The sequence below is a fragment of the Paenibacillus sp. FSL H7-0940 genome, from assembly GCF_037979415.1.
GTDB lineage: Bacteria > Bacillota > Bacilli > Paenibacillales > Paenibacillaceae > Paenibacillus > Paenibacillus amylolyticus.
Genome location: NZ_CP150280.1, coordinates 833,458 through 856,262, shown reverse-complemented (window position 1 = coordinate 856,262; position 22,805 = coordinate 833,458). Strand labels below are relative to the sequence as shown.

Below are 22,805 nucleotides of genomic sequence, written 5' to 3'. Positions count from 1 at the left end.
AGGGCAGGTCCTTGAGGCCTTTCAATTAAGAAGACTATTGATCTAGTTTACTTAGGCAAGGACGCTCAACATTAGTCGGAATATACAGCTCCATCAAAGTTCTCAGGGCCTACACGGATCGTACCGAGCAAGTTGGAACTGATAAATGCAGTGTACGTCAATTGAGGTGTGATAGGCGGATTGAAATCATCCGCAGAGAACGTAATAATCTGAGGTGCAAGGACACTCAAGCTGAACGTAGACGTTGCGGAATAGATCACAGGGTCCGTAGACAAAGTCCCCCTAACAATTGTGATGGTTACACCAACGAGTGCCAAAGGAAGTTGCACAGACACCGTTCCTTTGAATTGTACCCGTGGGTTTGCCCCTGCTCCTGCTGTTTGCAGACCAATCTGGCCGAATAATTGTGGTGTATTAATAACCAGAATTGGTATTGCAATAGAGTTAGCCAAACTCGCATTCTGAGATGTTCTTGCATCAAGAAATTGACTCATGAAATCTACCTCCTATGGGTTGGGATAAGGTAGTATATGCGAGATTTGAGATATGGCATGGACATACATCGTGATTCGAAAAAAAGGGCATACTAGAAAGACACTATTAACAAGATACCTTTTCCTTTTACTCCAGAGCTTACATGCAGACAGAAAAAAACCCTTGCTAGGCAAGGGTTTTAAGAGTATGGGCCCTACAGGACTCGAACCTGTGACCAATCGGTTATGAGCCGACCGCTCTAACCAACTGAGCTAAGGGCCCTAGACATAATGTATAACGTGCAGATGATGGCTGTGAATCATCCAAGTGAAACTAAATTGCGGGGGCAGGATTTGAACCTGCGGCCTTCGGGTTATGAGCCCGACGAGCTACCGGGCTGCTCCACCCCGCGTCAGTAAGAAATATTAAAACAGCGACTTAATTAATATACACCATTCTATCCCAACAAGTCAAGGGGTAATGTCAGGGAATAAAACGTACACCATAACGTCCTTTACGTGATCGATAAACTTCCACTTCTGCTGGTTCATTATGACCGTAAATCCATCCATCCTGCTCCATACGTTTGGCCAGACATCCTGCCTGAAATTTGGTTGCATACAACTTGCTGAAATATACCCAGTGCATACCGCTCGTCCTTTCCGGAGTCGTCATTTATTCCTGCTTTTTGTAGAATACCCCATTTTCATAAAAATAGCCGCCAAAGATTAAAATCTTCAGCGGCTATCCTTAACTTATGATGTGACTACTTCATCAAATCTCATTGAAACGTAGCTTTAGGATCCTTTTTCAATTTCTCCAGCATCTCGTTTCCTTTAGCTGCCCACTCACCAAGTGCTTCTTTTGGTGTCTTTTTGTTCTCTAGTACTTGGTTGAAATATTCCATACCTTTTTCATTGACTTGCCATAAGCCTGGGGATTTTTGATACATTTTATCCAGATTGGTATTGGTTGGCGGAATCGGCTTCAGCGAATAGAATGCTTGAATGTTGTAATCCAGGCCATCTTTTGGCTTGATGAAGCTCTTCCGTGATACCATCTCATAGCTGCTACGTGCTTTGATCTTAGCCCAGTCCTCACTGTTCATGTACTTGATCAGTTCCCACGCATCATCCGGGTTCTGAGCCGCACTATTAATCGCCATGAGGTTGCTCAAGTAGATGCTGCCTCCAATTTCAGGAGCTTCCGGGTGAACTGGAGGTGTTACCACATCCCAATCCACTTTCGTAAAGTCTTTCATTTTATCCGCATTTTTATTGGCATCAATTAATTGATTAATATAGCTGTAATCACCAATAGCCATGGCTGCCTTGCCGCTCAGGAACAGGTCACCCTGTACTGGATCATAACGTCCACTCGGATTCTGATCCTGCGGTTCGTCGCCTTTAGGGATAACTTTGTCAATGGCAAGTTTGCTGATGGTGCTCCACACTTTCTCCCATTGAGGAGAATCTACTGTCATCTTCTCTGCTTTGTCATCAAACGTCTTCAGTTGCAACGAGCTGTAGTACTGCTGCATGGAGTAGTAAGGCGAACCACCCTGATATGTCGTGAAGGTGAAACCAAATACGTGATCTTTACCTTCACCTTTTGTAAGTCGGGTACCCAAATTGAAGATATCGTCCCAAGTCATATTGTCCGTTGGTGGTTCCACGCCTGCTTTTTCAAACATACCCTTGTTATAGAACAAAGCGGAGGAGGAAAACGTTGGTGTCAATGCATAGATGCTCTGGTCCCCAAGGTCCTTAATTCCCTCCAGCACACTAGGCACAATATCACTGGTATCAAACTTGTCTTCCTGCATCAATGGGTCCAGCTGTTTGACCAGATTCTCCTGAATTAATGATTTGACTGTAGAGGTATCCGCCACGATGACGTCAACCGGATTATCCCCAGTCATAATCTTCTTCAGACTTTCCATCGTATCCGGAGCTTCCTGCTGTTCTTCTGTGTTACCGTACCCATACATGCTGCTCTGATCAACGGCAGCCACAATCTCGATCGTTACATTGGGATGTGTCAGTTCAAAAGCATCGGTAAATTGCTGACGGAAGTAACTGTCATCCTGTCCGCCCCACATCGTAGCCACACGCAATACGCGCTGCTCCGTATCCTTGGCCTCACTTGCCGTACAACCAGCAATCAGCGGCATTGCCAGCGTTGCTGTAGCCATGACGGCTAAAACACGTTTTCCCCACATACTGTTCTTCATATCCCAGTTCCCCCTCTTAATTATCTTGGCGGTGTAATAACAATGCGTTCACCGTCAAATTCCAATGTAGCCCGGTTATCAATGGATAAGGCCTCCAGATACTCTTTAGGCACCTGAAGTCGCCCTGCACGGTCAATAATGACAAATGCTTCGTGAATGTCCGGCATACCCGCCTCGGACAAGCTGTGTTCATCATCCAGATTCGGGTTGCGCTTCACAAACTCGGTACTGGTCAAGCCGTCCCGGATCGCTACGATCCGGTCTACCTTGCCAGCAAGCGTCAAGTCATGGGTAACGATGACAATCGTAACGCCGAGTTCCTTGTTCATTCTTCGGAAAATGCCCATGATTGTATCACATGTCTCGGAATCGACCGAACCGGTAGGTTCATCTGCAAGCAGAATTTTGGGACGATTGGATAATGAGATCGCAATCGCTACCCGTTGCTGCTCTCCTCCTGACAATTGATGCAATTTGTTATGCATCCGATCCTTGAGACCAACCCATTCGAGCAACTGTTTCGCGTAAGCACGATCACGCTTGCCTCCCAGAATCATGGGAGTCTCCACATTTTCCAGTGCAGTGAGATAAGGCAGCAAGTTACGACCGTTATTTTGCCAGATAAAACCTACCGTATGACGTTTGTATTCGACCAATTGGGCATCTGTCATCTTCAGCAGATCCCAGTCTCCCACAACAGCCGTACCAGCCGTAGGACGATCAAGCCCGCCCAGAATATTCAGCAGTGTGGATTTACCGCTACCGCTGTTACCGATGATCGCCATCATTTCACCTTGATTGACAGTCAGGTTGAGGCCCTGAAGGGCAACGACTTCCACATCGCTGGATTTAAAAATTTTGACAAGTCCTTCGCATTGGATCACGTTTACCTCTCCTCTCCCATTTTGACTGCCTGGTGAACCCGCAATCTGCGAATCTGCCAGAGCAACATCGTTGCACCAATGACTAGCATCACCACGGTGACCCCATACAGTTGCAACATATCCTGCTGTTCAAACACAATCCGGAACGGAGGTACCTGAGCAGATACATTATCCGTCGTTTGCAGAAATGGCAGGAATAAACGACTGGATACCTGACCAATCCCAATACCTAGCAGGATCGATAGCCCCGCTGTGAACACCTGTTCCAGCAGCAGCATGCCGCTCAGTTGTGCCCGGGATAAGCCCATGGCCCGCAATACACCAAACTGCACAACACGTCCGGACAGGTTGAAGAACCAGTACAGCACGTATCCGATCAACGAGATAATAACCGATACCAGGAACCCCAGGCTTAGAATCCCGAATACGCCACCTCGTGACGGATGTTTAGCCTGAGATACCAATTCGGTGCGTACGTCACGCACAGAAGATAACTCAATGCCTTCTGCTGCGAGTTTCTCCATTAGTGGAGCCACTTTGGCATCCGGTTCCATTTTCAGCCACACCTCATAAGGAATCAAAGGTACCTGATCATAGATATAATCCAGATTCGCCACGAAAAATGGCATCTGATCCGGATACTGGGCTGGCCAGTAAGGTATGATCCCAAACACGACGAATTCAATCGCCTGTCCCTGTACACCCATGGAGACGAGATCTCCAGTTTTGAGTTTGAACTTGTCAGCAAATTTGGAAGAGATCAATACAGCCCCTTCATATTTACCAAGCAAGTCAAGGTACTTGTAGGGATGTGCCGGGAACAGATCATTGCGGAACCATGCCACTTGAGCAAAGTCTACATTATCAATTCCAACCAGCATCCCCTGTCCGCCCGATTTACCAGAGACGATAATATTACCTTTAGTCTGCAGTACTCTTGCTGCATGTTCAACCCCGTCTAATCTGCGGAACACTTCGAATGGAGGTTCGGAGTAGATGACTTTGGATGGCTGCGAAGAACCACCACCACCTGGAGCACCTCCACCGCCATTGCCTCCGCCGGAACCACCACCAGCAGAACCTCCTCCTCCATTGCCACCACCTTGTTGACCTCCACCAGTACCGCCATTCTGTCCGGAACCACCGGGTTTAACCTCAGGTGTTCCTTCCCACACAGTCTGCATAATCACATCAGAACCATAACGGTACAAGGTACGCTCAGTGGAATTCAGATCAATCGTCCGAGCCGCAGCCGAGTTGTACACCCCAAGTCCCAGTGTCAGTACAAGGAGGATCATCAGCGGATAATAGGAAGAAGATGATCGCGATAGCTGCGTTAATGTCAGATACAACGGGACCGGGAGAAACTTGCGACCGATCAGCTGAATGAGCTTTAAAATCCACGGGAACAAGCGCAGGAAGAAAAGTCCAAGCGCAAAGATCGCGAGTGCGGGTACAAAGAACAGAAACGGCTGTACCTGCAACTGATCGGTTGTCATTCCGGTCTGGAAGGTCAACATCTGACGTTCATAGAACAGGTAGTATCCATATCCAGCCAGACCCAGCAACACAACGTCCAGGAACCAGCGCTGCCATACTGGAGCACGGTCTGTTCGTGCTTGCCGCCGTTTGGCAGATACAATGGTTGCCCGTGCATAAGTTATCGCAGGGATAAGTGATGCGATGATCGCTACAAGGACCGCTGCTACTCCCAGGAGAATAGCTTCTTTTGATACACCGATCGGAATAGACTTCCGATCTACGAACGAGAGAAAGCCACTTGCTGAACCAATACTCTTGGCCATAAACCAACCAAGCAACGGCCCAATAACCAGCGCAATAGCGCCCAGGAATATACCTTCAAGCAAGTAGAGAGAGAAGATCTGCCGAGCTGAAGCTCCACGACTGCGCAATACCGCAATATCACTCTCTTGCTTCTGTAATGACTGTCTGGCGTTCATCGCAATAAAATAAAAGACCATCGCAATCATCGGTGCTGCTAAGGTAAACAACATCGTCTGCAGTTGCAGACTCTGACTGCGGAACTGCTTGAGCAGATCACCAAAGGTGATGTCCACTTTTGTATCTTTCAGCCGCTGGTACAGATCGATATCCAGCCTTTCCAGCATGGAAGTCAGACCTGATAACTGGCTGGTTTGAATTTCTTTCAGATCAAAGGCATAATACCAACGTGAATTTTGAAGTGGAATCCCTTTTTCCTTCAGTAAAACATCATTAAAAACCGATTCATCCACATATAGTCCATTCATCATGCCGTCAAATCCTTGTACCCAGTAAGGGCTGTTTGGATCATCTGCCTTGAAGGACCCCGTAATCTTTACACGTAACGTGATATCAAGACCGCTATACACCGGATATTCCAGAATATCGCCGATATGCAGGTCGTTACGGTACATACCCTCTTCCAACATGACTGCCTCGATCGTGTCATCTTTGACCTGGTTTCCAGGTTTCACCCCGGCAGAGTAATTCACCTGTGCATCCAGCCCACTCATCGTACCCAGACTCATACTGCGCGCCCTGCTGGCATCCACTTTGGTTGGATCTTCCGGGCTCACCTCTGTGCTGCGAATGGATCTGGAATTCACATACGTATGAAAAGGAAACCCAATATCGCGAGGGACATCCTCACGAATATAACGATCTACTTCGTCCAGACCCCGAGTGTCTGTCTTCACGCCACCAGGTGCCTGATAACTCATAAGCAACGAACCGGCTGGCAACCCTTCACTGTTATCCTGCAGCGTTTGCGCGACGACCCGTTTCAACGCACCATCGGCATACATTGGAATACTGACGGTGAACGCTACCGCCACAATCAATCCGATCAGTGTGCTGAAGGTCATCCAGCGCGTGTTCCACATTTTGCGGAACAGCAGCCGAAGCAATGGCAGCCCCATTAGCGTCCCACTACTTTCTGACCTACGGTCAGACCTTTCAGAATCTCGACATCTGTCGATGTCTGCTGTCCAACTTCAACGTCCACTTCACGCTTGCTGCCATCGCTCTCCACCACTTGTACATACGTTCTTGAACCGATGGATCGTAAAGCGGATACAGGAATCACAATCGCGTTCTCGGTACGCTGCGTTACAATCGAGACCGATAGTGGTGTGCCACGTTCCACGCCTTTTGGCATTTTCGCAAGTGTAACGATAACATACTTATCCAGCGTTTCCTTGGTTGGAGGCGTACCGCCTTCACCCGTCCCTTCGCCACTGCCGCTTCCCGATGCTTCCGCGATAGGCATAACTTTAATTTTGCCAGCGACTTTACCAGCTCCATTAATATCTACTTCCGCCTTCATACCAGCGGAGAACTTCTCCAGATCTTCCTTGGCAAAGGTAGCTGCTACAACCAGATTGGATGTATCCGCAATCGTAGCAATCGGATCATACGCTTTCACGGCTGCACCCTTCTCTACCTGCACAGCAATAACGGTACCGCCAAACGGAGCTGTCAACGTGGCTTTGCCCAGTTGTTCCTCCAGATCAGCGAGTTCCTGGCGTAGTTCTTCAAACGCAATCGTTGATTCTTCGAACTCTACCGGGTCCATCTCATCCTTCTTGCGGAGTGTTTCCTTCATTTGAACTTCTGATTTGCGAATAGCCAGTTTCTTGCCACGGATCTCCTTCTCTACACTCTCCACATCAAGGACAGCAAGAAGTTGACCCTTTTTCACTTTATCCCCTGGTTTAACATTTAACTCTTTGATATGCATGCCATCAAGCGTGAAGTACACTTTCTCTTCCCGCTGACTCATCATCTTGCCACTACCACTTACTTTTTTCTCCAACGTTTCCGTCCGGACTTCATATTCCGGTTTCTTGGAGATCGTTGGTGGTGTGATAGGCGGAAGCACTTCTTCCTCTGTTTCTGACGGCAGCAATGAGCAGCCGGACATCGTTGCAACCATTATCGCACCGAGTACAATAATCGCTGCGCGTTTCCCCCTCTTCGGAGCGGCCCCTTTACTTGATAAATCTGCCGTCCGCCATTTCATAAACATGGTCCGCAACCTCCAAAATTGTAGGATCGTGTGTAGTCATACATATTGTTACTTGTTCTACTTCAATAATATTGCGGAATACGGCCATGACCTGAGCGCCCATCTTGGAATCCAGTTCCGCTGTAGGCTCATCCGCAAGCAACAATCTGGGTCTATGGGCAATCGCCTTGGCTATAGCCACCCGCTGTTGCTCTCCCCCAGACATCTCGAAAGGTCGATGCTTCACCCGTTTGGATAATCCAACCAGATCCAGACAGTGACCAACCCTGTCCTTCCACTCCGCTCGCGGAACGTCCGCCATGCGCAGCGACAGTTCTACATTTTCCCAAGCAGATAATAAGGGCATAAGGGCATACGCCTGGAAAATAAAACCGATCTCTTTGCGCCGCAAAGCGGTCCGCCGCCGGTCTCCCCAATCCTGAAGAGGCTGACCAGAGAACAGAATGTCTCCACTTGAAGGCTGATCCAGTCCACCGAGCATATTCAGTAGTGTTGTTTTGCCTGAGCCCGATCGCCCCTTCAGCATGACCAGTTGTTGCGGATTCACTTCCATATCAATGCCTTTGAGCACATGGATAATGCGACTGCCTGTCTGGAAACTGCGATGCACGTTACGCACCTCCAGTACAGGTCCATCATATGGAGGCAGCATATCCTTCTTTGGTTTGATCTTCTTCTGGGGTTCATCAACGGTAGTGACAGCAGCTGCAGCCACTTCATCTGAAGCGATTTCACTTTCAGGTAACGGAGGTTTACTCGTCGGGTAATCGTGTTCGTTGTTGTATGTATTTTCCCCCGACTCCGTCGATGCCTCCAATGGTGTTTCCCCCTGTTGATGTTCATCGCCTGACTGGCTCTTGGCAGGTCTTTTTCTGAGAAATAAATTCTTCATGCCAGCAATCACGCTCATCCTTTCTTGAAATCCCGTTCATTTCTTCAAAAAACCTAAAATTAGAAATCTGTTCCATCCTACACTGAATTATAAACGACCGATCACAACTAAAAGTTACAAGCTTTTTACAACGGTAGAGAGAAAAAGTTAATATTTTGATGAACAAACAAAAAAAGCACCCCAAAGTGCGGGATGCCTCTTGCATATTCGATGGTTTTGCCGCTATGACGGCAATCATTACAATTTTGATACCGTTCATTCCTGAACATTTTTTCGAGGTATCAATGATATTATTTACCAAATGAAGAAGGATCTTCACGCCAGGATTTAAGCAACTCAAAGTCACTCTCCTGAATCGTTCCCTGAGCCAAAGCCACATCCATCAGCGCCGTGTAATTGGACAACGTCTGAAGTGGAATTCCAGCATCTTCAAATGCTTTAACACCTTTATCCAGCTGGTAGCTGAAAATGGCAAGCACGGCGAGAGGTGTTGCACCTGCAACGCGTACAGCTTCTGCTGCTTTGATCGAACTTCCACCTGTAGAGATCAGATCTTCGATGACAACCACTTTCTGTCCTTCGGTAATCAGACCTTCGATCAGGTTCTCCTTGCCGTGTCCTTTCGCTTTATCGCGAATGTAAGCCATCGGCAGATTCAGCTTCTGAGCCACCCAGGCAGCATGCGGAATACCTGCGGTTGCTGTACCTGCGATGACTTCTGCATCCGGATACTGGTTCCGAATGATTGTTGCAAATGCTTCAGCGATATCGTTGCGAATCTCCGGATAGGACATCGTTAAGCGGTTATCACAGTATATTGGTGATTTGATGCCGGATGTCCATGTAAATGGCTGCTGCGGACGTAACGCCACGGCTTTAATTTTCAAAAGTTGGGAAGCAATATGATTCGGAATCTCATTCAGTTCGATCATGCGTTCAACATCTCCTTCAAAATGGTTTCTACCGCTTCTCGCGGATTGGGAGCGCCTGTAATGGGTCTGCCTACAACAATGTAATGACTGCCTCTGGCGATGGCTTCACCTGGGGTCAAGACGCGTGTCTGATCTCCCAGACCACTACCCGCTGGACGAATTCCTGGAGTAACGGTGTGAAAAGCACTGCCACACGCTGCCCGAATTGCGGGCACTTCCAGTGGAGAAGCAACAACCCCATCCAGTCCGGCCTCTTGGGCTAGTCCTGCATAACGGACCACCGCAGCTTCCACACTTCCCGGGATGCCAATCTCGTTATTCATCGTTTCCAGACTTGTACTGGTGAGTTGGGTGACTGCAATGATCTCGGGCTTGCTAAGGGAAGGATCGGCAGCGATTGCTGCCTCAGCACCTTCACGTGCAGCACGCATCATAAGGGCTCCACCCGCTGCATGTACATTGAACATGTCTACGCCAAGACGTGTGATACTCTCAGCTCCGCCACGAACGGTGTTGGGAATGTCATGCATTTTCACATCCAGAAAAACGGAGTAACCTTTGGATTTCAGCTCCCGAATAAAGTCAGGTCCCGCTGCGTAGAACAGCTGCATACCCACCTTGAGATAACAGGGAATGCCCTCAAGAGCTTGTACCAATTCTTGAGCTTCTTCCGCTCCAGGATAATCCAGTGCCACCATCAGACGGCCAGCCATTTCATTGAAACTCGCTTGATTCATCACCAGCGCTCCCTCCACTTGCTCATTTTTTCCGTTTTTACCCGATATAAAGGACATCCCGCCAGCCCGCAGGCTGACTGATGTCCTTCATCAGAGAGTTATTTATTTTACAAAGACAGGCATTGCTTCCGAAGAGAAGTTGATCGTTTGCAGCATGATCAACAGCGCACGAATCGTATCCAGTGAAGTCATACATACAATGCCGTTTTCTACCGCTTCACGACGGATACGGAATCCATCACGCTGCGGTGTTTTGCCTTTGGTGAGTGTGTTGAAGACAAAGTTTGCTTCGCCGCTACGGATCATATCCAGAATGTTCGGCGAACCTTCACTTAATTTGTTCACAGTCGTTACCGGAATGTTCGCTGCTTCAAGCGCAGCTGCTGTTCCGCCGGTAGCCATGATCTTGTAACCCAGTCTGTAGAAACCTTCGAGCAAAGGAACCGCTTCGTCTTTGTCTTTGTCTGCTACAGTTACTACGATCGCTCCGGTTGCCGGAATTTTCATTCCTGCGCCAATGAGACCTTTGAACAACGCTTTAGCGTAATTCGGGTCACGACCCATAACCTCACCTGTAGACTTCATCTCAGGTCCGAGGGTTGGCTCTACACGACGCAGCTTCGCGAAGGAGAAGACCGGAACTTTAACAGATACATGATCCGATTCAGGCCACAGCCCGTCAACATAACCAAGATCTTTTAGTTTCACACCCAGAATGGCTTGTGTTGCCAAGTTCGCCATCGGAATGTTGGTTACTTTACTCAGGAATGGTACGGTACGGGATGAACGTGGGTTCACCTCGATAATGTACACTTGGCCATCATGGATAACAAACTGGATGTTGACCAAACCTACCGTTTTCAGTTCTTTCGCAATTTTGATTGTAATCTCTACAATTTTCTCTTTCAAATCCTGGGACAGATGTTGAGGAGGATATACCGCGATGGAGTCACCAGAGTGAACCCCTGCACGCTCGATATGTTCCATGATTCCCGGAATCAATACCGTTTCACCATCACAGATGGCGTCAACCTCAACTTCTTTACCCATCATGTAACGGTCAATCAGGACCGGATGCTCCGGATTGATTTTAACCGCCTGTTCCATGTATGTCAGCAATTCAGCATCGGAGTATACAATCTCCATCGCACGACCGCCGAGTACATAGGAAGGACGAACCAGTACCGGGTAGCCCAGACTTTGAGCTGTTTCTACCGCATCATCAACGGAAATGACTGTTTTACCTTTTGGCTGTGCAATCTCCAGACGGGAGAGCAGACGTTCGAACTTCTTACGGTCCTCCGCCTCATCGATGCTTTCCAGATCGGTTCCGAGAATCGTTACACCTGCATTACGCAATGGTGCTGCCAGGTTGATGGCTGTTTGACCACCAAACTGTACGATAACTCCTACTGGCTTCTCCTGTTCGATCACGTTCATGACATCTTCGAAGAAGAGCGGTTCAAAGTACAGGCGATCCGATGTATTAAAGTCCGTAGACACCGTCTCCGGGTTATTGTTGATAATGACTGCTTCATAGCCTGCTTTTTGCAATGCCCATACTGCGTGTACAGTTGAGTAGTCGAACTCGATCCCTTGACCGATCCGGATTGGTCCTGAACCCAGCACCACAACTTTTTTCTTGTCTGAAGGGATAACTTCATTTTCTGTCTCGTAAGTTGAGTAGTAATATGGCGTTGTGGCTTCGAACTCAGCTGCACATGTATCTACCATTTTGTACACTGGGCGCAGGTTCTCTGCTTCCCGACGAGTTCTAACTTCCGCTTCAGTTGTTAATGTGCCTCCTGGTTGACCTTGCGCACGCAGTTCAGCAATGGCACGGTCTGTAAATCCAAGGCGTTTCGCTTGATACAGAATGTCGGAAGACAATTCGGATTCTTCACGAATGCGATCTTCGAATGCGATCAGACCTTCGATTTTGTCCAGGAACCACCAGTCAATCTTGGTCAGATCCTGTAGCTGTTGCAACGTATAACCTCTGCGGAATGCTTCGGCAATCAGGAAGATACGCTCATCATCTGCTTTGATCAGACGCTCGTTCAGGGTAGCTTCGTCCAGCGTTTCAGCATCCTTCAGGTAGAGGCGATGTACGCCAATTTCCAGGGAACGAACTGCTTTGTGAATCGACTCTTCGAATGTCCGGCCAATAGCCATTACTTCGCCTGTTGCTTTCATCTGAGTTCCCAGTTTACGGTTCGCCGAGATGAACTTGTCGAACGGCCAGCGTGGGATTTTGCTCACGATGTAATCCAGTGTAGGCTCAAAGCAAGCATACGTTTGGCCTGTTACCGGGTTCACGATTTCATCCAACGTGTAACCCATCGCAATTTTGGCAGCCATTTTTGCAATCGGATAACCCGTTGCTTTGGAAGCCAGAGCTGATGAACGGCTTACCCGTGGATTTACTTCGATAACATAGTATTGGAAGCTGTGTGGGTCCAGTGCAAACTGTACGTTACATCCACCCTCGATGTTCAGGGCACGGATGATTTTCAGGGAAGCTGAACGCAGCATTTGATATTCACGGTCCGACAGAGTTTGGCTTGGTGCTACAACGATACTGTCGCCTGTGTGAACACCTACCGGGTCAAAGTTTTCCATGTTGCAGACAACGATACAGTTATCGTTTTTGTCCCGCATCACTTCATACTCGACTTCTTTCATACCTGCAATGCTCTTCTCGACCAGACATTGCCCAATCGGGCTGTAACGAATTCCCGCTGCCACCGTCTCGCGCAGCTCTTCTTCGTTCGCACAGATTCCGCCGCCTGTTCCGCCCAGTGTATAGGCTGGACGCACGATGATTGGATAACCAATCTCATTCGCAAATTCAAGTGACTCTTCAAGTGTCGTTACGATGACACTCTCTGGTACAGGTTGTTCCAATTCACGCATCAGGTCACGGAACAGATCACGATCTTCCGCTTTCTCGATGGATGTCAGCTGTGTTCCGAGCAATTTCACATTTTCACGTTCCAGCACGCCAGCACGAGCCAGCTCTACAGCCATGTTCAGACCTGTTTGACCACCCAGTGTTGGCAACAATCCATCTGGACGCTCTTGACGAATGATTTGGGTCACAAAATCCAGTGTGATAGGCTCGATGTATACTTTGTCAGCCATGTTTGTATCCGTCATAATGGTCGCCGGATTGCTGTTGATAAGTACAACTTCCACGCCTTCTTCTTTCAGAGCCTGGCAAGCTTGTGTACCGGCATAGTCGAACTCGGCCGCTTGACCGATGACGATTGGACCGGAACCAATCACCAGGATTTTTTTGAGATCTTTGTTAATCGGCATGTTATTGTGCTCCTTTCACTGCGGCTGCCAATACGGCTTGACGCGGCTTTTGCGGGTTAGTGATCTTGTGCTCGCGAATCATCTCGATGAAGCGGTCGAACAGATAGCTGTTGTCGTAAGGACCCGGGGCTGCTTCAGGGTGATATTGAACCGAGAATGCCGGGAATGATTTATGTTTCAGACCTTCAATGGTCTTATCGTTATTGTTGATATGTGTAACTTCCAGATCTGTACTCTTCACAGACTCTTCGTTTACGGTAAATCCATGGTTCTGGGATGTGATGAAACAACGTCCGCTCTCCAGTTCTTTCACCGGGTGGTTTCCTCCGCGATGTCCAAACTTAAGTTTTTCGGTGTCTGCTCCTGCCGCAAGTGCGAACAACTGGTGACCCAGGCAGATGCCGAAGATCGGGTATTCGCCAAGCAGTTCACTGATCATGTTAACTGCGTGAGGTACGTCTTTCGGGTCCCCAGGGCCGTTGGACAGTTGAATTCCGTCCGGGTTCAGGCGACGAATCTCGTCTGCTGTTACATCGTGTGGAACAACAACAACGTCACAGTTACGTTTGCTGAGTTCGCGCAAGATTCCTGTTTTAGCACCATAATCCACGAGCACAATACGCTCAGCCGTTCCCGGGCTGTTGTAGACATGCTCTGTAGAAGTCATTGGCACTTGGTTACGCAGCTCGGCAATGGTAGTATCTCCCATCATCTCCAGCAGTTCTTCCACAGGCTTCGATCCTGTTGTGAGAATTCCCTTCATTGTGCCGTGGTGACGAATCCGGCGAGTCAACATGCGTGTATCAATTTCGCTGATTCCTACGATGCCGTATTCTTTGAGCAGATTGTCTACGCTGTATTCCGCACGCCAGTTACTCGGCGTTGGCTCATGACGACGCACAACAAAACCGTGTACGTATGGACGAATCGACTCAAAGTCATCACGCGTAATGCCGTAGTTTCCGATCAGCGGATACGTCATGGTCACGATTTGACCGCAATAGGAAGGATCCGAAAGCACCTCTTGATAGCCTGTAATTCCCGTATTAAAAACGACCTCACCTGTAGTTTCACCTTCAGCACCAAATGCTTTCCCGGTGAACAGCGTGCCGTCTTCCAACAATAATCTTGCCTGTGCCTGCATCCCATTTCACTCCTCTGTGTTTATCAACGTTGAATGCATTGGGGTTGAACATTCTGGAAACTTCGTGCGGCTCCGCTGACAGAAAACCCTTTGATCGCTGTTATCCCCGGATTACTTTTTATCATTTTTCAAATGATGTAATCCGGTGATAAAGGCGAACGCTTTGCTTCTTCGGGTCTTTTCTGTCCGCTCCGCAGTTACGTTGGTGTCCAAGTTCAAAATCATGACATTCAACTTTGCTTTGTTTCGTATGTTAGACTCTCGGCATGATTTGCCTCGAGTTAGTTGAAAAGATGTTACTTTTGTACAAATTGTAGATTAAGTTTTAGAGTTAGAGCTAGATTTAAAAAGATTTGTTGTTTTAAAAAAGTTAAGAGTTACTGTTGCGGATTTAAAGAGTTAAAGATATAGCGTTACTAATTTATCAATTTACTAAATTACCGTTTTACTGTTGTACCGTGTTATTCCACACGCTTTTGCCATCCACCCATGTTTGTGTGGCCCAGCCTTTCAGCTTCCAGCCTGTGAATGGTGTGTTTCTTCCTTTGGTTGCAAACGTTGCAGGATCAACTGCTTTTTCCTCGTTCAGGTCAATCATCGTGATATCGGCTGGTGCTCCCTCTTCCAGTTTGCCTGTATCCAGTCGGAATACACGTGCCGGATCAGCTGTCATGCGTTTCACCAGGAATTCCAAGCTCCACAGTCCTGTTTCCACAAACTTGGTGTACAGCAGCGGGAAGGCTGTTTCGAATCCTACGATTCCGAAAGGTGCCAGCTCCATGCCTTTGGCTTTCTCTTCTTCACTGTGTGGCGCGTGATCAGTTACGATCATGTCCAGCGTGCCGTCCAGCAAACCTTCGATACACGCCTGCACATCGCGTGGTGAGCGCAGCGGTGGGTTCATTTTCCAGTTGGCGTCCATGCCCGGGATATCTTCATCCGACAACACCAGATGGTGTGGACATACCTCAGCAGTTACTTTAATGCCGATGGACTTCGCTAGACGAATCAAGCGAACCGATTGCTCTGTACTTACGTGACAGACATGGTAGTGAACTCCTGTTGCTTCTGCGAGCAAGATATCACGGCCAACGTGGATGGCTTCGGATTCATTCGGAATCCCTTTGATGCCGTGACGTTTTGAAAACTCACCTTCTGTCACATATCCACCAACAACCAGTGAGTCATCTTCACAGTGTGCGATCACGGGCATATCCATGCTTGCCGCGAGGCTCATGGCATCTTTCATCATTTGAGCGTTTTGTACGCCTACACCGTCATCTGTGAATCCAATAGCGCCTGCTTCTTTTAATGCGGCAAAATCGGTAAGTTCACGACCCAGTTCATTTTTTGTAATGGCTGCATAAGGCAACACTTTAACCAGATCAGCTTCTTTGGCTTTATCCAATACCAGTTTCACAACTTCCGCTGTATCTGTAACTGGTCTCGTGTTCGGCATGCAAGCGATTGTTGTAAAACCACCTTGTGCTGCTGAACGGGCACCTGTCTCGATCGTCTCTTTGTGTTCGAATCCAGGTTCACGCAGATGCACGTGCATATCGATCAATCCCGGAATGACCAGTTTGCCTGATGCGTCTGTCACACTTTGCGCTGACTTTTCGGCATCCAGTACGGCTTGGTCTTCCAGACCAGCGATCTTTTTAATTTTACCTTCATCTATAATGATGGTTTTCCGTTCAAGTTCCCCTTGTTGGTTCAAGACGTTTGCGTTTTTTATAATCTGTAGCATAATTGCCCTCCGCTTCGGTTCTGTCCGGCTTACCAGGCAAGCCGGTTGATTTTCTTTATCGTGTACTCTCTTATTGCTCTATAAGAACTACCGTACCGTCAGCCTATGACCTACAGCCAGACCCTGTTACAGTTTCATCGCACGTTCCATAACCGCCATGCGGATTGGAACGCCGTTTGCCATCTGCGGGAAGATCCGCGATGCTTCACTTTCCACAACCGCGTCATCTACCTCGACGTTGCGATTCACTGGAGCAGGGTGCATGATAATGGTGCTTGGTTTTAGGCGTGATGCCCGTTCTTCCGTCAATCCGTAGTGTTCGCGATAATCCTCAGCTGAAGTAATTAAGCCATGTTGATGACGTTCCAGTTGAACACGAAGCATCATGACTACATCTGCATCCAGCGCTTCTTCAAGACCGACATAAGGAGCATGCTCTGCGAGTTCCGGTGCCTGCATCGTTTGCGGTGCACAGAAGCGTACATCTGCACCAAACTTTTGCAGTGCCCACAGGTTGGAACGAGCTACACGGCTATGCAGGATGTCACCAATGATGGAAACACGCAAGCCTTTCAGTTCGCCAAACGCTTTCCTCATCGTGTAGAGATCCAGCAACGCCTGTGTGGGATGCTCATTGTTGCCGTCTCCGGCGTTCACGAGTGGTACATTCACTTTCTGAGCCAGTTGTTGCAGAACCCCTGCCGGTTTCAACCGGATCACGCCTGCATCAATGCCCATCGACTCAAGTGTTCGTACCGTATCGTAGATGGACTCTCCTTTTTCCACACTGGATGCGGCTGCCGTAAAGTTCAGCACTTGTGCGCCCAGACGTTTCTCTGCCATTTCGAAGGAGAAGCGGGTACGTGTGCTGTTCTCGAAGAACATGTTCGCAACGAAGCGTGATTCCAGTACAGGAACCAGTTTCTCTTTCTGCGCTTCCCAGTGAGCCGCTCGGTTAAGAATGGACTCGATTTCTCCTCGACTAAGTTCCTTCAGTCCAAGCAAGCTTCGGTCTCTCAATGCTGTCTGTGTAATCATTATGCTTGCTCCCCCCGGTTCTGAGTGATCTTGACTTCGTCCTGTCCGTCCGTTTCCATGAGTGCAACTTCAATCTCCTCTGATTTGGAAGTCGGCACATTCTTGCCGATAAAATCAGGTCGAATCGGAAGTTCCCGGTGTCCGCGGTCTGCGAGTACAGCCAGCTGAATGTTCTGCGGTCTTCCACAGTCCATCAGGGCATCCATCGCTGCGCGAATCGTCCGTCCGGTATAGAGCACATCATCGAACAAAATCACTTTTTTGTTATGGATCGAAAGTGATTCAGGTGTCATAATCAACATTTCCTTGCGATTCGCTTTATTTTCGTCCAAGCGGTCATCGCGGTAAGGAGTCACATCCAGTTCTCCCCAGGGGACTTTGGCGCCTTCGATTTCTTCAATCTTGGCGGCAATCCGTTCTGCCAGGTAAACCCCGCGTGTACGGATACCAACCAACACACAATCGTCGATTCCTTTGTTTTTCTCCAATATCTCATGGGCAATCCGTGTTAATGCGCGGCGGATCGCCGTCTCATCCATAATGACATGTGTCTCTGTGCTCATGCGTTCAGCCTCCTCAGGATTTCCCTTCAGCATCATGGCCCCGTGACGAGGAGAAAAAAAAAGACTCCTTGCCGTGTTTATTGGCAAGGAGTCTCCGAACTTCAGACCGCTCTGAAGAAAGTTTACTCTCGGGGATGCATCGCTTCATTTGCCGCAGCAAAAAAACGATGTATCGTTCACGTTACCTTGCCAGTCTCACGGGACTGATTTAAAGGTGCTATTCATGTCGTTCATATTGCAGAACCTCACAGGGTTCTGTAATCAATATGTCCGTTTGTCTTCATGAATTATGACAGAAAGACAACCCCCTGTCAACACCTCACCATCGCAGGTGAAAACCCTCTGCTACGTTCTTCTTAGAATCAGCAGTTAGGCTGAAAAACATCCATGCACAATACATCTCATTGGTTATTCATAATTATACAGCATTTCTGCATATTTATCCATAGGCAAATGAGAAATTTGATATAACCAAAATAAACCTCTGACAATACTCAAGTAGAGACAAAACACTTCTTTTTAGAACAAACGGTGAGTTTCATTTTACGCAATATATGAAGGCTCTGAATTAGTACCAAGTGAAATGGGTACAGTTTATAAACATGAACCCATTATTAGATACTGCAATAATGCCGATATACATAAGATTCACAAATTTACGATATAGAAATAAGTTACGCCCTACATTTATGTACATTTAGGAGGAAGTCATGCGTCACATTTGGCACGTTTACAAAACAGACTGGTTACATATTCTGAAGGTTCCCACAGGTATATTTCTAATTGCGGCTATTATTCTACTGCCCGGGGTGTATGACTGGGTCAACGTGAAGTCCGTCTGGGACCCATACAGTAATACCCAGGGGATCAAAATTGCGGTGACAACTGAGGACAAGGGTGCGACTGTTGAAGGAACCCATGTTAATATCGGAGACGAACTGGTATCCAGCCTTAAACACAACGAAAAGCTGGGCTGGACTTTTGTGGACCAGGCTGAGGCTAATCGGGGTGTGCAAACTGGAGAGTATTATGCAAGCCTGCTCATTCCGGGGGACTTTTCATCCAAAATTACAGGCATCGTTGATGGGAAGCTGGAGCGACCGGAAGTAATCTATACCGTCAATGAGAAGGTGAATGCCATTGCTCCTAAAATCACAGGCTCTGGTGTATCTGCCATAACAACACAAATCAATGAAAATTTCACTGAAGCCGTCAGTGAGGCCGTTCTGACCAAGCTGAATGAAGCCGGGGTTGAGATTAATTCCCAGCTTCCAACATTACGCAAAATGGAGAATGGCATTTTTACGCTGGAGAAAAATCTTCCGGCTATTCAAGCCGCAGGTCAAAAGGTTCTGGAAGTAGAAAAAGCCATGCCCGAGATTGTAAAAGATGCTCAAAAGATCGTTGAAATCGAGAAAAAACTGCCTGAAATCAATGAAGCAGCACAGTATGTGCTCAAGGTGCAGGAGTATTGGCCACAAATTAATGATGCGGCTTCCGAAGTGCTGGCTATTCAAGGGCGGATACCGGATATACAAAAAGCGGTAGAACGCATTCGAGAAGTGGATGAAAACTTTGGCCAGGTATCAGATGTCATCCAAACGGCGCTGGATAAAACCAACAAAGCTCTGTCTATCGTAACGGCCGCAGAGCAAGATTTGGACAAAGTATCACAAATAGCTGGCAACGGGATTGAGCTTGCAGAGGGATTAAATCAGTTCGTGGATTCCAGTGAAGAAGCGTTTCAGACAATTGGCCCGACGATCCGCCAAAATCTGCTGTTGGTGCAGCAGATTACTAACGCTGCTGGAGACGTATTTGCACAATTGCAAAATTCGGATCTTAATAACCTTCCTACAGTAGAAGATCTCGACCGGATTGCTTCACGTTTAGGGGTTGCGGTAAAATTCGTGGACAGTATGGCAGAACTACTGGGCAACATCAATAACTTGCTTCCAAACCAACCACTTGCCGATAAAATCACACAACTGAACTCCATTTCAGATAAACTTCAGTTGCAGATCCGCTTGGCTGGCATCATCAGTGATGCCATGCGTCGTAATACAACTCCACCAACAGACGTAATCGCTCAGTTAAATACTCTCTCGAAGGACATCAGCAGCGGGATTGGCAATATCTTAAACACCTATGAAAGTGAAATATCGCCTGCACTTGCAGCTGGTGCCGATAAGCTCAGGTCTACCCTCTCCACCTCAGTAGAAACTCTGCAAGGAGCAAAAGATCGTATTCCGGATATTGCGGACATTCTTGCATCAGCCAAAGAAGGAATTACGTTTGGGCAGGCCGAGTTGACAAAAATCCAGAGCGAACTGCCTCAAATACAATCTAAGATCCATGAGATATCAGAGACACTCGCGAACAAAAGTGAAGGTTTTATCCAAGCTTTAAACACAGTGTCTTCATTAATTCGAAACGATCTGCCCAAGCTGGGAAACAAACTGAACGAAGCAGCTGATTTTGTTCGTAATGATCTGCCTAATGCCGAGAAACAGATAGGCAAGGCATCCGATTTTGTCCAGAACCAACTTCCCGAGGTCGAAAAAGGAGTACATCGTGTTGCCACGCTGGTACGTGATGATCTGCCAGCATTGGAAAGTGCCATCAGTAAGGCTGCCGACAAACTTCGGGAAGTCGAAGGTAATAACCAGTTTGCCGAGCTCGCCAAACTTTTGCGTGGCGATATCGAAGAAGAAAGTGCTTTCCTTTCGAGTCCCGTGCAAATCAAAGAACAACAGCTTTACCCAATTCCGAATTATGGATCGGCCATGTCACCATTTTATGGTGTGCTGTCCTTGTGGGTTGGCTCAACACTGCTGATTTCTCTGCTTCGTGCCGAAGCTGAGAATCCAGGGGGCAAGTTCCGGGGATATGAATTGTATCTTGGACGTCTCGCTACTTTTCTGACCATTGGGTTACTTCAGGCGATATGTGTCAGCCTGGGAGATATTTTAATCCTGGGTACCTATGTCGCAGATAAACTGTGGTTTGTCCTGTTTGCCATGCTGGTGAGTGCCGTATTTGTCACTATAACGTACACGCTGCTGTCCGTATTTGGAAATATCGGAAAAGGGATCGCCATTATCTTCATGGTGTTCCAGTTCTCCAGCTCCGGCGGTACGTTCCCAATCAGCATGACATCACCCTTTTTCCAAGCATTGAATCCGTTCATGCCCTTCACGTATGCGATCAGTCTGCTGCGTGAGTCGGTCGGCGGCATATTGTGGTCTACTGCCATCAAGGATATTCTGTGGTTGTGTATGTTCATCGCGCTGAGTCTCATTGTTGCTCTCGCTTTGAAACGTCCACTCAGCAGTCTCACCAAACGTTCAGCCGAGAATGCCAAAAAGACCAAAATTATTGCTTAACTCATTTGCTCAACACTAAATAAGATAAGGCCATTGGACTTTCCATCCAATGGCCTTTTCTCGTTTCATTATATGAATCGATACATTTACTATTTGATTAATTCACTGAGCGTTCCTGTTCCAACTGATCATAGGATTGTTTAATTGTTGTTAATGTTTCTACATGGCGATAGATGTTGTTACTTGCCGTAACGATAACACATAACATGATCAAGCCTATAACCACTTTTTTCCCCAATCCCGGACGAAGGCTGATGACGAAACCTCCACCCAACAGGAAGAACGCAAACAGATAATGTCCCGCATACAGGTACATATCGTATTGAAACACAGCTAGACCAAAGCCCACGACTACATGAAGCAAAAAGGCAAACAAAATATATGGCACAAGGGTCCACACTTCTCGTTCACGAATGCCTTTAATGAAGCCCATGAATGCCAGTAGTAAAATAAAGATACCTGTCATCTGCACATGGATTGGATTGGAACGGGATAGATCCGTAACAAAGGCCGCCATGCCCGGGTCCAGTAAATGCATTTTCGGTGTCAGCATCGGATTAATAGTTAACATGTTCAATGCTTTCCAGTGAACAGCGAACTGGAATGGCGTTGCATAGCTGGTTCCACCATTTTGAATGCCCAACAGCCAGTTACTAACCCAGCTGCGACCTCCAAAGGCAACGTACTGGACGCCAGTTAATACGACGATGATCAGAACCGCTAATGCCATGATACCGATGTATTTTTTCAAATTCGCCTTATTGCGCCATGCATGCATATTGAAGAATGTGGCAGCAGCAAATGGTACGATATTGGTCGAGGTTAGTCCAAAGTTAATCGATGTAAGCAATGCATTGGGTACATAACGTACGTCCTGACGCTCACGAGTATACTGCATGTAAACCACCGACAACAGAATAACAAACTGTACATAAGGATACGAATCCGGGATCAATGCAGTAAACATTAAGTAGGAACTGAAACCAAACAATAAGGCAAACAGTAGCGGTACGATGGTCGGTTTATCTTCTTTTTGACTCAGGAACAGATACGCCAGCACCACCGAACCCGCATTCACCAGCGATTGCAGGATTAGAAAGAACCAGTTGCCTCCCAGCAGTTTCGCTACAGCCGCAAGGGTGACAGCGAGAAAGGAAATCAGCGGATGGATCACTGAAGAACTGTTGTCCCCATAATACATTGAAGGATCAAAGTTGAATAAATTGATTGGAAACAGCGTTGTATTAAATGGGGTATACGCCCCAAGCACCTCTGCATTATTTTCAATGTACAGAACATACGAGCCGTTCATTAAACCATAGAACAGAGCAAATCCCGCAAACAGGTAAAAAGCTGTCCAGTTGGCTCTGCGATTATAAAATAAGTAATCTAAAAAGTTCATGCTTTCATTTCACATCCTG

The 22,805-nt window shown here is 47.5% G+C and carries 16 protein-coding genes and 2 tRNA genes; 1 reads left to right on the top strand and 17 read right to left on the bottom strand.

What is annotated here, in order from left to right:
- Positions 1–71 precede the first annotated feature (71 nt).
- The 16 genes from MHB71_RS03590 to pyrR form a co-directional block, all read right to left on the bottom strand.
- Positions 72–494 carry a hypothetical protein gene (locus tag MHB71_RS03590; RefSeq protein ID WP_074095832.1) on the bottom strand — a complete coding sequence of 141 codons (423 nt, stop codon included), beginning with the start codon at positions 492–494 and terminating at the stop codon, positions 72–74.
- A 188-nt stretch (positions 495–682) separates the two neighbouring features.
- Positions 683–756 (bottom strand) — tRNA-Ile (locus MHB71_RS03585).
- A 56-nt stretch (positions 757–812) separates the two neighbouring features.
- A tRNA-Met gene (locus tag MHB71_RS03580) sits at positions 813–886 on the bottom strand.
- Between the two features lie 71 nt (positions 887–957).
- Positions 958–1,149: a hypothetical protein gene (locus tag MHB71_RS03575; RefSeq protein ID WP_047843730.1), complete on the bottom strand. Its 192-nt coding sequence runs from the start codon at positions 1,147–1,149 to the stop codon at positions 958–960.
- Positions 1,150–1,255: 106 nt separating this feature from the next.
- Positions 1,256–2,707: an extracellular solute-binding protein gene (locus MHB71_RS03570; RefSeq protein WP_340028850.1), complete on the bottom strand. Its 1,452-nt coding sequence runs from the start codon at positions 2,705–2,707 to the stop codon at positions 1,256–1,258.
- A gap of 20 nt (positions 2,708–2,727) precedes the next feature.
- Positions 2,728–3,591 (bottom strand): ABC transporter ATP-binding protein, encoded by an 864-nt coding sequence (locus tag MHB71_RS03565; RefSeq protein WP_145323112.1) that lies wholly within the window; start codon positions 3,589–3,591, stop codon positions 2,728–2,730.
- Positions 3,592–3,593: 2 nt separating this feature from the next.
- A complete protein-coding gene (locus MHB71_RS03560; RefSeq protein ID WP_076318875.1) occupies positions 3,594–6,512 on the bottom strand; it encodes an FtsX-like permease family protein in 2,919 nt (972 codons plus the stop codon).
- Positions 6,512–7,621, bottom strand: coding sequence for an efflux RND transporter periplasmic adaptor subunit (locus MHB71_RS03555; protein WP_047843733.1), 1,110 nt, complete (start codon positions 7,619–7,621; stop codon positions 6,512–6,514). The genes MHB71_RS03560 and MHB71_RS03555 overlap by 1 nt, the downstream gene beginning before the upstream one ends.
- Positions 7,584–8,531: an ABC transporter ATP-binding protein gene (locus MHB71_RS03550; protein ID WP_076250788.1), complete on the bottom strand. Its 948-nt coding sequence runs from the start codon at positions 8,529–8,531 to the stop codon at positions 7,584–7,586. The genes MHB71_RS03555 and MHB71_RS03550 overlap by 38 nt, the downstream gene beginning before the upstream one ends.
- Positions 8,532–8,803: 272 nt before the next feature.
- Positions 8,804–9,445 carry an orotate phosphoribosyltransferase gene (pyrE, locus tag MHB71_RS03545; RefSeq protein ID WP_036674850.1) on the bottom strand — a complete coding sequence of 214 codons (642 nt, stop codon included), beginning with the start codon at positions 9,443–9,445 and terminating at the stop codon, positions 8,804–8,806.
- Positions 9,442–10,182, bottom strand: coding sequence for an orotidine-5'-phosphate decarboxylase (pyrF, locus tag MHB71_RS03540; RefSeq protein WP_036614806.1), 741 nt, complete (start codon positions 10,180–10,182; stop codon positions 9,442–9,444). The genes pyrE and pyrF overlap by 4 nt, the downstream gene beginning before the upstream one ends.
- A gap of 102 nt (positions 10,183–10,284) precedes the next feature.
- The gene (carB, locus tag MHB71_RS03535; RefSeq protein ID WP_047843734.1) at positions 10,285–13,503 is read right to left on the bottom strand and encodes a carbamoyl-phosphate synthase large subunit; all 3,219 of its coding nucleotides are present in this window, start codon (positions 13,501–13,503) and stop codon (positions 10,285–10,287) included.
- Between the two features lies 1 nt (position 13,504).
- Positions 13,505–14,647, bottom strand: a complete 1,143-nt coding sequence (gene carA, locus MHB71_RS03530) for a glutamine-hydrolyzing carbamoyl-phosphate synthase small subunit (RefSeq protein WP_047843735.1) — start codon at positions 14,645–14,647, stop codon at positions 13,505–13,507.
- Between the two features lie 445 nt (positions 14,648–15,092).
- Positions 15,093–16,397 (bottom strand): dihydroorotase, encoded by a 1,305-nt coding sequence (locus MHB71_RS03525; protein WP_076250783.1) that lies wholly within the window; start codon positions 16,395–16,397, stop codon positions 15,093–15,095.
- 126 nt (positions 16,398–16,523) lie between these two features.
- The gene (locus MHB71_RS03520) at positions 16,524–17,438 is read right to left on the bottom strand and encodes an aspartate carbamoyltransferase catalytic subunit (RefSeq protein ID WP_279303086.1); all 915 of its coding nucleotides are present in this window, start codon (positions 17,436–17,438) and stop codon (positions 16,524–16,526) included.
- Positions 17,435–17,998, bottom strand: coding sequence for a bifunctional pyr operon transcriptional regulator/uracil phosphoribosyltransferase PyrR (pyrR, locus tag MHB71_RS03515; RefSeq protein ID WP_017687330.1), 564 nt, complete (start codon positions 17,996–17,998; stop codon positions 17,435–17,437). Before pyrR ends, MHB71_RS03520 begins: the two co-directional genes overlap by 4 nt.
- A gap of 710 nt (positions 17,999–18,708) precedes the next feature.
- Here pyrR and MHB71_RS03510 point away from each other — a divergent pair.
- Positions 18,709–21,384: a YhgE/Pip domain-containing protein gene (locus MHB71_RS03510; protein WP_340028849.1), complete on the top strand. Its 2,676-nt coding sequence runs from the start codon at positions 18,709–18,711 to the stop codon at positions 21,382–21,384.
- A 97-nt stretch (positions 21,385–21,481) separates the two neighbouring features.
- Here the strand turns inward: MHB71_RS03510 and MHB71_RS03505 are convergent, their stop codons facing one another.
- Entirely contained in the window at positions 21,482–22,786 is a 1,305-nt protein-coding gene (locus MHB71_RS03505; protein ID WP_340028848.1) for a DUF6080 domain-containing protein, read from the bottom strand.
- Between the last annotated feature and the right edge of the window lie 19 nt (positions 22,787–22,805).

Excerpts from the sequence above, each read along its gene's own strand:
- carA (WP_047843735.1), bottom strand. The coding sequence starts at position 14,647 with ATGCAGGCACAGGCAAGATTATTGTTGGAAGACGGCACGCTGTTCACC.
- MHB71_RS03550 (WP_076250788.1), bottom strand. The coding sequence starts at position 8,531 with ATGAGCGTGATTGCTGGCATGAAGAATTTATTTCTCAGAAAAAGACCT.
- MHB71_RS03510 (WP_340028849.1), top strand. The coding sequence starts at position 18,709 with ATGCGTCACATTTGGCACGTTTACAAAACAGACTGGTTACATATTCTG.
- MHB71_RS03570 (WP_340028850.1), bottom strand. The coding sequence starts at position 2,707 with ATGAAGAACAGTATGTGGGGAAAACGTGTTTTAGCCGTCATGGCTACA.
- MHB71_RS03575 (WP_047843730.1), bottom strand. The coding sequence starts at position 1,149 with ATGACGACTCCGGAAAGGACGAGCGGTATGCACTGGGTATATTTCAGC.
- carB (WP_047843734.1), bottom strand. The coding sequence starts at position 13,503 with ATGCCGATTAACAAAGATCTCAAAAAAATCCTGGTGATTGGTTCCGGT.
- MHB71_RS03560 (WP_076318875.1), bottom strand. The coding sequence starts at position 6,512 with ATGGGGCTGCCATTGCTTCGGCTGCTGTTCCGCAAAATGTGGAACACG.
- MHB71_RS03590 (WP_074095832.1), bottom strand. The coding sequence starts at position 494 with ATGAGTCAATTTCTTGATGCAAGAACATCTCAGAATGCGAGTTTGGCT.
- pyrR (WP_017687330.1), bottom strand. The coding sequence starts at position 17,998 with ATGAGCACAGAGACACATGTCATTATGGATGAGACGGCGATCCGCCGC.
- pyrF (WP_036614806.1), bottom strand. The coding sequence starts at position 10,182 with ATGAATCAAGCGAGTTTCAATGAAATGGCTGGCCGTCTGATGGTGGCA.
- MHB71_RS03505 (WP_340028848.1), bottom strand. The coding sequence starts at position 22,786 with ATGAACTTTTTAGATTACTTATTTTATAATCGCAGAGCCAACTGGACA.
- MHB71_RS03555 (WP_047843733.1), bottom strand. The coding sequence starts at position 7,621 with ATGTTTATGAAATGGCGGACGGCAGATTTATCAAGTAAAGGGGCCGCT.
- pyrE (WP_036674850.1), bottom strand. The coding sequence starts at position 9,445 with ATGATCGAACTGAATGAGATTCCGAATCATATTGCTTCCCAACTTTTG.
- MHB71_RS03525 (WP_076250783.1), bottom strand. The coding sequence starts at position 16,397 with ATGCTACAGATTATAAAAAACGCAAACGTCTTGAACCAACAAGGGGAA.